General features: G+C 42.2%; 6 protein-coding genes. All 6 read right to left on the bottom strand.

Going from position 1 to position 11,189, the window contains the following annotated elements; translation table 11 throughout:
• Nucleotides 1–730 (bottom strand): endo-1,4-beta-xylanase (locus tag AC1DND_RS15385; RefSeq protein ID WP_477582868.1); only part of this gene is annotated, 730 nt, incomplete at its 3' end.
• A 28-nt stretch (nt 731–758) separates the two neighbouring features.
• On the bottom strand, nt 759–1,730 hold the full coding sequence (locus tag AC1DND_RS15390) for a DUF5627 domain-containing protein (protein WP_477582870.1): 972 nt from the start codon (nt 1,728–1,730) through the stop codon (nt 759–761).
• A 27-nt stretch (nt 1,731–1,757) separates the two neighbouring features.
• Complete coding sequence (locus tag AC1DND_RS15395) at nt 1,758–3,518, bottom strand: RagB/SusD family nutrient uptake outer membrane protein (RefSeq protein ID WP_477582872.1); 1,761 nt, start codon at nt 3,516–3,518, stop codon at nt 1,758–1,760.
• 21 nt (nt 3,519–3,539) lie between these two features.
• The gene (locus AC1DND_RS15400) at nt 3,540–6,533 is read right to left on the bottom strand and encodes a SusC/RagA family TonB-linked outer membrane protein (RefSeq protein ID WP_477582874.1); all 2,994 of its coding nucleotides are present in this window, start codon (nt 6,531–6,533) and stop codon (nt 3,540–3,542) included.
• Entirely contained in the window at nt 6,518–8,359 is a 1,842-nt protein-coding gene (locus AC1DND_RS15405; RefSeq protein WP_477582875.1) for a RagB/SusD family nutrient uptake outer membrane protein, read from the bottom strand. Before AC1DND_RS15405 ends, AC1DND_RS15400 begins: the two co-directional genes overlap by 16 nt.
• Before the next feature lie 11 nt (nt 8,360–8,370).
• Nucleotides 8,371–11,189 (bottom strand): SusC/RagA family TonB-linked outer membrane protein (locus AC1DND_RS15410; RefSeq protein WP_477582877.1); only part of this gene is annotated, 2,819 nt, incomplete at its 5' end.

Genomic DNA, 11,189 nt, shown 5'->3' on the forward strand with positions numbered 1-11,189 from the left:
GTGTAGGGTAAGATGCCGCTACATCAGAGCGCACATTCATTTTAAGCTCATATTTCTCTCCTACTGCTACCGCCGGAAATTTAAGAAATAACTGCGCATCATAATCGTTGGCCCGCACTGCCGAGTTACTAATTTTCAAAGCCCGTCCTGTACCGTTAAAGCCTTCGCCAGCTGCAGTAAATGAGGCAACTGCATTGGTATTGGATTGATAAACTGAGGCGTTGTCTGTTTCAAAATCGGCACCAATTACCAGGTCCCACGTAGGGCCACCGCTTGAAGGAATAACCACGGGGGCTATCAGTCCTTTTAGGTAAGTAGCATTTTGATTGGCATGCCAGGCCAGTGTATGTCCAAAAACTGTAATACCAGCTTTAGACGCTGTCTCCAACAGGTTTTTCACATTGGTTAAGGCCAAACTTCCGTCAGCCTGTACAACGGCTCCATGTTTCATTTCGTAACCTAGTGTAATTTCATCAAAATTGCTGTTAATGAGTCTGTAAATTACGCCTTTGAAGAGATAAGGTTGCAGACTGGCTCCAGYACCAAATTTAAATTTAGGATTTGCCGTTCTATCAATATAGGTTTTTAATGGCTGATAGGCATCGATCTGCTCTTGGGCCGAGAAGCTTGTGGGTTTAGCCACCTGAAAATCGAGTGCCTCGTATTTGTGGCAGGAAGCAAGCAATATTGCCCCCGCCAGACCAAATGCTATTTTGTATAATCGTTTCATTTTCTCAATTTTTTGATTAAATATTTAATTATTTGATCGGCGTAAATGTTTCTGCTTTCACGCCACGGTCACGCATTACCAGGGTATCTACGCTATTCACTGTTCTATCATTCAGATCGATCTGATAGTTCAGATAAAGGGCATCGCGATCCTGGCTGCCCCAGCTGTTTTTCTCTCCCCGTTTAACAAATTTCCCGGTGCCACTCGCTGTAAAGCTAGCATCACCAGCTGCAATTGCACAGTTGCCCGTATTATCAAAAGTTAACAATAAGGTTCGGCTGATACTGGTTCCGCCTGTTACTTTAAATGTAACAGGAAACTCGGCCTGGGTTAGCGAATGTGTGTTTAACTTGTTGATTTCATCATTCTCCACATATTTCATATGGCGGACTACAGTTTGATTGAGCGCGGTGTTACCGCCTTTACCCACAATCACATCCTTTCCTCTGCGGAGGTAAAAACCCTGCCATGTATTGATATACTTTACGGCATACAAGGTGTATTTTTTTTCGGGCAAGATCATTTTGTTCTGATCAACACTGGTCATCGTTAAAGGGATCACATAAGTGGTATTGATAGCCAATGGGTCTGCGAAAAAAGCATCGGTTAACTGTACATCTACTCCACCTACTAAACTTCCTTTTGGGATGACAATTTTGTTAGCTGCAAGTGTATAATAATTAGCCGGCATGGGCCTTACGATACCGCTGTAGGGCGATGGAAAAGATAATCCCTGAGTTAGCGCGTTATCCACACTGATGCCAATGCTAATATCTTCCTTATTTGAGTAAACTCCACCAACCGTACCCATAATCTGAAATCTATGTTGGTTATCAAGTGAAGTATCAAAAATATCTTCGCCCATGGTGATGGTCCGAATCGGCCCTTGATAGGCAAAATAAACGGTTTGCATATCATTATCTGGAAATGCCCATTCTTCGTTTTTGCAAGCGCCAAGTGTTAAGACGAGCGCAAGTAAAATATATACTTTATTTTTCATGATGTTATTTGTTATAGTGAATGAATATTACCATCCCGTGTTTTGTTGCAAAGCATTATACTTTAGCGTTTCGCTGTAAGGAATTGGTCCAAATCTCATATACTCCTGATAGCTTCTTGCTTCTACATTGATTTCCTGATAAGTGCCTTGCGAAATACTCACGCCTTTTACCGGTTCAGTTAATGCTGCGTTCCATCTACGAAGATCCCAGAAACGAAATCCTTCAAAAGCCAATTCTAACCTACGCTCATTCCTAATCAATGTTCTCATGGCATCTTTATCTGTTTTAATCGATTCGAGGTAAGCATCACCATTTGCAGTTCCTACACCGGCCCTCGCACGAATAGCTTTAATGATATCATAAGCAGAATAGGGATTGCCGCCATTTGCTGTAGGCCCCCATGCCTCATTCGCTGCCTCTGCATAGATCAGGAATATTTCGGTATAGCGGATATGTGGCCTATAGTGTTTCTGATTATTTACGGTTGGTGTACGACTAACATCCTGCCTTAACAGTTTTTTCATGTAGTAACCAGTTCTTGTAGAAACTTCTTTTCTATTCAGTCCGTCATCATTCGTTGCCACATCTGTTGTGGTATTGATTACTTTGTTTGTCGGCCCGATCGTATTTCCGTTGTACACTATAAATTTTGCTAAACGCGGATCTCTACCTGTAAATGGGGCGGCAGGATTATATCCGCTCTGTGGCGTGTTGGTAATTGGATAACCGTTTTGCATCGGGAAAGCATTAACCAGATTTTGAGTTGGGTTTATGCGGCCCTGTCCAGACAGGGTTGGTGGATAGTTAGCAGCTTCTAAATCACTATTTGATCCAACATTTGTACGCCAAAGCACTTCTCGGGGACTAGCGCCAGAAGCCAATGCATCAATTTCTGCTTTGTTATCATACCAGGTAACACCATTAGGATCTAAGTTGGCTAACCAGTTATTAAGTGTAAGTACCTGTGCTGCGTAGGTGGCGGCGTCTGCCCATGTGGTAGAATTACCTGTGCTGAAAGCCGGACTTGCGCCAATTAGTGCTACGCGGGCACGAATGGCTTTAGAAATACGACCTGTCATGCGCTGATTAAAAAACTTACCAAAAACGCGGTTATAGGTCTCTACATTAATTCCTGCATATTTTGTCGGGATCTGGCTGGTGCTATTGATATCAGCATAATCTAAAGGAAGCAATTGTTCTGCCTTATCCAAATCACCATAAATCTGTTTAATACAGGCATCAAATGTGGCCCTTGGCTGGTTAAAGTTAGAAGCTGGTGTTTCGGGTTCGAGTACAATAGGGAAACCATATAAATTACCCCCTACTTTTCCGGCATGCGCCTGTAGCATATACGACATTAAGTAGGCTCTCAAAGCATATGCTTCACCTTTTTGCCTGTCGTTAAACATCCTGCTCAACACCGGGTCTTTAGAATCCCAAAGCACCTTGTCCGTCTCTGCCAAAAATAAGTTGATATACTGTATACCTGCTCTTGCATTGGTCCATTGATCTAATGGATTAAATGCAGCGGACCATTGCCCGGTGGCAATTTTCCTAAAATTATTATTGATATCATTACTTACTGCATCATCGGTAGCTACATCGTTAAACGACCAGCCATTTGATGGAAGCCTTGTGTAACCATTTAACAATAACCCATGGGCAAGTGCGGGTTCGGTATAGATGTTCTCAAAATCTCCATTATTTTGTGGAGCGGGGTCGGTAAACTTTTTACAGCCCGAGAGCATCACAACGACAACTATAAATCGTATTAATATTCTGTTCATCTTTTCTAATCTAATATTCAATTAAAACATTGCCTTTACGCCCAGGTTATATAACCTTGTTTGTGGGGCACCCCCTAAATTCAGCTCAAGTATTTCTCTTTCCTTCGCTATGGTTAAAAGATTAAATCCTGCCACATACAGCCCCAGTTCTTTCAACACTTTACTTTTGAACAATTTATCGGAAACTGTGTAGGAGATCTGAACTTTAGATAAATCAAAACGATCTGTATTGTACAACCAGAAATCAGATGCTCTGAAATTATTGTCGCCATTTAAAGTGGTAAGTCGCGGAAAGGTTGCCGTATTTTTTGTTTGAGGCGTCCATCTGTCGCGCACCACTGCCGAATACTTATCGCTTCCGTTAACCCAAAAATAGTTATCGCTTTTCATGGCACTTCCACCCAATCTACCTGTACCCAAAACAAATAGGGTAAAATTTTTCCATTTGGCAGTTACGTTCAATCCTGCTGTAAACGGAGCACCGAACCATCCACCGCGACCAAGATATACCTGATCCTTATCGTCAATGATTTTGTCACCGTTCTGGTCAATATATTTGATATCGCCAGGAGCCAATGCTGATCCAAATGCTGGTTTTGCACTACTAATTCCATCGGCCGCTGCCACTTCACTGGCATCCATGTAAAAACCATTGCTTTTTAATCCCCAGATCGCATCGAGTGGTTTGCCAGCGCGGTATTGATAGCTGTTTTCGTAAGTTAACAGATCGGCACGTTTAGTTGCTTTGGTGGTATAATATGTTCCTGATGCTCCAAAAGTCCAGTCAATCACTCCTATGCGTTTATTAAAATTTAAGTAAAAATCTAAACCGGTACGCTGATCACTATTGTAATTGCTGTAAGGAACAAAAGAAGAACTCGGAAATCCGGTAGTGAAATAGTTTGGATAAAGAACATTAATCTGACCGATAATCCCAGTGATGTTATTTCTAAAAACATTTGCTCCGAAATTAAACTGATTTTTGAACATTCCGCCTTTTATCCCGATACTGATTTCTTTCCTTTTAGCAAAAGTTAAATCCATGTTGGATCCACGGCGCGAATCTGTAGACTGTGTACCTGTACCATCATTCCAACCATACCAGTTACCCCCTGTGCCTGTATAAATGCTCTCATAGGCAAAATACTCCTCAAAATCAAGATCGGTATTTAAAACACCTGCTGATGCGGTTAGTGTTAGGTCGTTAATGAACGAAACTTTTTTCAAAAATGGCTCTTCGCTAAGGCGCCATCCAATAGAAGCTGCAGGAGAGAGTGCAATCCTGTTTCCTGGCGGCATTTTTGGTGAGCGTACCACAGCTCCGGTAATTTCGGCAAAATACTTATGGCTGAAATCATAATTTAACTGCAATCCTAAATTAGAATTTGTTGTTGGCTGGTAGATTTCAGATTGCGATTGACGATATGCCGCAGCCAACAATACTGCAGAGATATGATGATTATTACGGACTGTAGTATTGTAGTTAAATTGGCCAGACAACGAAATGGTCTGTCTATAATAACTATCTGCAATGTTCTGAACTCCGGTTTTAGTATCTTCTCCCCAGCGCGTTAAGCTTCCAATCATCGTTGTACCAGAGTAGGTTGTCCAATTAGGCTGGTAAGTTGCATATCCATTTCTATAACCCTGATTGTAACTATTCAGGTAATCAACCCCCATAGTGGTACTAAAGGTAAGTCCATTCAAAATTCCTTTCAAATCAGCATCAATACCAGTGGTAAACTGAAACTGGCGTTGTACAAACTTATTATTACCACCTGCATAAATGGCCGCAAAGGGGTTGGTTTGATCTAATTGCGTACCACCAAGAATGTATTGTCCATCAATAATTGTAGCGTTTTTAATCATCGCTTTGCTCACCTCATCGCTCTGTTCCAATAAATTAATTGGGATTAAGGGTGTAAATAAATGAGGGCGCAGGGTTGCAGCATTAGCCCAGTAATTCGTATTTACTCCGCCCCCGCTGGCAAACACAGCACTTGCGTCGACCCGGGCTTTTAGTGCTTTGGTTAGCTGCATATCAACATTTCCGCGGATGTTAAAGCGTTCTGTTGTATTATTTTTTTTTGCTTCGCCGAAATTAAGCAGCGAACCTGTAGATGCAAATCCAACATTGGTGTAATAACGGGCACGATCATTCCCTCCTGAAATTTCTGCAACGCCATCATAGCGTGAAAAACTATTTTTGAGGTATTCTGAAGCGTAATAATCTACACTTGGATAACGATAAGGGTTAACACCAGAGTGATTATAAATAGTTTCTGGAGTATAAGCCGCTGCCAAACCATCATTAGATAAAGCCTCATTGTACAGGGTCATGTACTCTGAAGAGCCCAGATATTGAGCGAATCTTTTTGGCGTATTTAACCCGATATTGGAACGAACGTTTATTTTTTGCTTAGTGGCCGTACCCCTTTTTGTGGTGATCAAGATTACTCCTTTTGCACCGCGACTGCCATATAGGGCAACGGCCGAAGCGCTCTTGAGAAAAGTGATCTCCTCAATTTCATTTGGCGTAACACTGTTCACATCCCTCGGAACTCCATCAACCAATATTAACGAGGTATTCATACCCCAAAGATTGTTGCCATTAAAGCCCGGAGCAAAAGCCTCCATCCCGTCCAATCCATAAGTTATAAAGTTTTTCTCAAAGAGCTGTGCCAGGTTAACGCTTGATACGCCAGCAGGAAGATTACTTTCGGTGGCATTTTTAAAACCCACATTTATTAGTCTATCCTCTTTAGTCAAGGTAACCTGCTTTAGGTTGGCTAATGCGATTACCGGCAAGGTTTTATAACCTTTAGCATTTACCGTAAATGTGCTATTCTCCTCTATCGAAAGAGAGAATTCACCTGCCTGGTTTGCTATGGTGAGCACATCGTTTCCTTCAATAGTTATGGATGCCCCTTTTATAGGATTTCCACTGATATCCCGAACAACAGCTTTTATAGGTATCTTAACGGCGTCCTGACCTTTGATTACACCGACAAACACCAATAATGCTTTTCACTAAACGGACGCTGTAATATTAATCGCTCACGATAGTTTACGACCTTATTTAATTTGGTGTCGACCGTAGGGCTTAAAGGAGCAGCGCGATCAAATTCTGCGGATGTTTTTAAGGTATAAGGCACTTCAGCAAGCAAATGCCAGCGGCGAAGATCATTAAACCGATGCCCTTCAAAGGCAAGTTCAACAGCACGTTCGCGCCTTACTTCTTTCATAAACTCTGTTGTAGATACTAAAAACTGTGCGGCAACACGTCCAACACCAGCACGATCTCGGATCACATTGATTGCATCTACGGCAGTTTTGCTAAATCCCTCTGCGGTTGCGCTTGGGGAATCGTACCCTGTAGCAACCGATTCCGCGTACATCAGGTAGATATCGGCCAAACGCATATATGAAACCTTAATATTCAGGTTTTGTCCGTAATTCCAGCCCTGATCAAAGTTATTGGCAGTTCTGGGCACAAATTTGAACATCATATACCCTGTACGGCTACCAGAACGTTCATCTCTATAACTTCCGTTTGTGAAAAGGTTTGCATATCGGTGTGGCTCCATATTCGCGGCTAAAGTTCCCTGCACCACTTTAACTCCATCATATATAATATCATTATAGAACCTTGGATCGCGGTCGCGCCAAGGAAATTGCGGATCATATCCTGAGCCACTAGGATCAGCCTGGGCAGAATTCGAAATGGGCAAACCATTTTTCATCCCATAATAATTAACGTAATTTGCGGTAGGCGCAAATACCAATGCATCTGCCCCTACAATTGCTGGTGTATATTGTTTTGCAGTGCCATAGGTTGAACCATGTGCTCCCCAATATGGCCCCGTAAATATTACTTCAGTACCTCCCGGGATTAAGAAATTTTGGCCAGTTGTATAAAAATTGGTACTGTATTGTGCAAAAGGCAATAACTTATGAGGAGCAGCGCCACTTTCTGTTAGTTTCAATAACTCGGCAAATGCAGCAGCCGCTTTTTTACTCAGTTCTACATTGTAAGTTTTGCTACCGGTAGATTCTAGGTTCATTAATGGACTAGCGGCCCACAGATAGTTTTTACCTAAATAACCTAATGCCATGATTTTATTGATGCGTAATTGGTTTTTACCCAGGGTTTGGATCCCGGCTGTTGTATTATCCCAATTAATTGGCAAAAGATCGGCAGCGGCTCTTAAATCCAGTGCTGCCTTTGCTGCACATTCCTGATACTTTAGCCTTGGTAATCTCAATTCTTCATCGGCTGGCAATACTTTATCAATGTATGGTAGCCCCCCAAAATATTGCATGAGCTGGAAATGGAACCAACCTCTAAAGAATAATAGCTGACCTCTGATCAGGTTACGTTCTTCGTCGGTTGCGTTTGCCATCAGGTTTAGGTTCTCGAGGCCTAAATTCGCTTTACGAATGCCATACCAGGCCAGTGGATATAGGCCCTTGGTAAAACGATCATTATTTGTATTCGCGTTGGCATTATCTAAAAATCCAGCTCCCCATCCATCAAACTCTCTTTGCCAGCCCCAAAAATCGCCGTTATCTATTTTGTTAACGAAGTGGAAATTTTGAACTGTAGACTGGATTTCGTCTTCACCCCAGTTGAAACTGTTGGTCCAGTACCGGTTGGTAAAATCTGGAATACAATTATATAGCTCTTCGGTAAAGCCCTGAAAACTGCGAAAGTCTTTGAAGGCCGATTCTGCTGACACAGTTGCTTCAGGATCTCTGTCTAAATATTTTTTACAAGATACCATGCCGGTTCCCGCCCAAATCATTCCTATCAATAATAGGCGTGTTATATATTTTTTCATAATGATCATGTTTAGAAAATGAAATTAGCGCCTAGATTATAGCGTTTTACAGTTGGATATGCACCCTGCGATGCCCAGCCCTGTCCGCCCGCACTTTGATAATTTGCTTCACGGTCATCCGGCATCTTAGTCCACACGTGTAAATTGTTTCCATTTAAGAATATACGTATGCTCGAGATTCCTGCTTTTTTAACCCAATCTTGCCTAAAAGTGTAAGCAACCTCAGCATTTTTTAAGCGCAGGTAAGAAGCATCATAGAAATACCTGTCTGCCGTATAAAAACCCGCTGGCGTTGTTTCCCAACGTGGCATCGGACCATCAGGATTTGTATTGTCTTTTGACCAATAACTTCCTTCATCATAGGCAACTGTATTCTTTCCTGAAAAAGATCCGAGCACTACCTGGCGGGTAACATTGTTCACACCGTAAAACTGAGCAAATGCGCTAAATCCTTTCCATTCAAAACCTATAGTTGCATTGTAGGTGTTTTCAGGAGCGCCAGAATAACCATAAGGAATGTTATCATTCGCATCAATTATCCCATCTGCATTGTAATCTACCAGATGATAGTTTCCTGGGATTTTCAATTGGTCGTTAGCATTGTGCATGGTACTTCCATAAAGCTGATCCCAAGTATTGTAATAACCAGCGCTCACATAAGAATAAGCCTGTCCAATCTGTTTATTGATAGGCTTAGCATATTCTGGCAATAGCTCGGCCACGTCGGCGTCAATCACTTTGTTTTTTGCATGGGTATAATTGATATTAGCCCACGCGGTAAAATTGCTGGTGATTTTTTTGTTGAACCGGATATCAATTTCATAACCTCTCGACCGCACCTTACCAACGTTAAATGTAGGCGGTTGAGCACCATAATAACTTGGTACAGCCCGAGAAGTACCAGTAAGAATATCGCTACGGTCATCCTGAAAGAAATCTACACTTCCAGAAATCGTGTTTCCCAGGATACCAAAGTCGAGTGCAATATTTTTCTTCGCCACTTTCTCCCAACGCACGTTTGGATTACCTACACCAGTTTCCCTATACCAATTGTAAGGACTATTTTCAGCGGCTTCTCCGGTAATACCGAGCGGTGTTGTTCCGCCAAATGCCCAATTCGTTAAAAATGCAAATCTTGGAGAACCACCATCATCGCCAATTTCGCCATAAGATCCGCGTAACTTTAAAGAGTTGATGAATTTGATCGGTTTCATAAACTTTTCTTCAGAAATCATCCATCCAAGTCCACCAGATGAAAAGAAATCAAAGCGATAAGCAGGGCCGAATTTCTCAGAGCCATTATAAGCCCCATTATATTCGAAACTGTACTTGCCTGCATAATTATAAGTAGTACGGAAAACCCAGTCTTCACGGTAAGAAGGAATGATACTTCCCGTAGCTGTGTTATCTCTGCTCCAAAGCCCCATAGCCGTTAAATTATGCTTTTGGGCAATGGTTTTGGCATAATTGACCTGCACTTGAGAAAACATTCTGCGGTAGGTTGCGCCATCGTTAACGTCTCCTGCCCGGCTTGCCCATCTTACACTTTCCCTCCATTCCAGCTCTGTTGCAGCATCTTTGGTTTGTGAATAACTTACTACTCCTGTTTCAGGGTCGATGTATTTACTTAGTGTTCCATTATTCCGGTCGTCAATCCCACGACCAGCTTCGATAAATGTATTATCGATAGAAAGCGTTCCTTTTAAACTCAATCCCTTAACAAGAGAATTTAAGCTTTGATCCAAGGTAAAATCTGTGGTTATACGTGAAGTTGTAGTAGTTTGAAGGCCACTGGTAGACAAAATCCTAACAGAGTTTAAACTCTGTTGTTCATTGGGCTTATAATATCCCCATGTACCATCCGAATAAACAGGGAGATAGAGATTTGGTGCTGCAGAATAAGCAGCTGTCCAGGTGTTGTAAGGGTTAACATCAATCCATGGGCGCTCTGATGTACCTCTTGAACCTGAGATATTTGTTCTGAATACCGTTGATGGTGTTAATTGAAAATCCAGGTTGCTTCTTACGTTCAATCTTTTGAAACTGTAGCCACCGCTATAACCGCGATCGTTACCAAACCTTCTGAACAAATCTCCTTCATCAAGGTAATCAACAGAAGAAAAATACTTCWCAAACGATGTTCCACCGCTTACATTAAGATTGGCATTGTAAGACATTGCATTATCTCTAAACAAGGTATTTACCCAGTCTACGTTTGGATAACGCTCAGCTTCTTCAAGATTGGCAGGCGAGCGATATTTTTGCATCACAGCTTCAGGAAGATATGAACTCCAGGCGCCTGGAGCGAGTGCTAATTCGTATTCGATTGTTCGGTTACGCACCTGGAACATATCATAYGAGTCGAGCTTACCTGGCAATTTAGATGCAGATTTAACAACTGTATTAGCAGCTGCTCTGATTTCTGCCTTCCCTTCACGGCCCCTTTTGGTGGTAATCAAGATTACGCCGTTTGCTCCTTTCACCCCAAATACCGCAGTGGCTGAAGCATCTTTAAGTACAGATACTGAGGCCACAGAGCTGATATCGATGTTATTTATCGATCGTTCAACTCCATCTACTAAAATAAGCGGACTGGCATTGTTCCAGGTACTGCGACCACGAATAAGAATCTGAGGATCTTCATCCCCTGGCATTCCAGTGCTGGCGGTAGTGATTACTCCCGGCAAATTTCCAGTTAATGCTGCACCTAAACTAGATACACCGCCTGTTCGTTCCAGTACTTCACTTGTGGTTTGTGTAATTGCACCAACAACACTCTGTTTCTTTTGAACGCCGTACCCTACAATCACTACATCACCCAATTGATCTG

This window comes from Pedobacter sp. 01N416, from assembly GCF_056399685.1.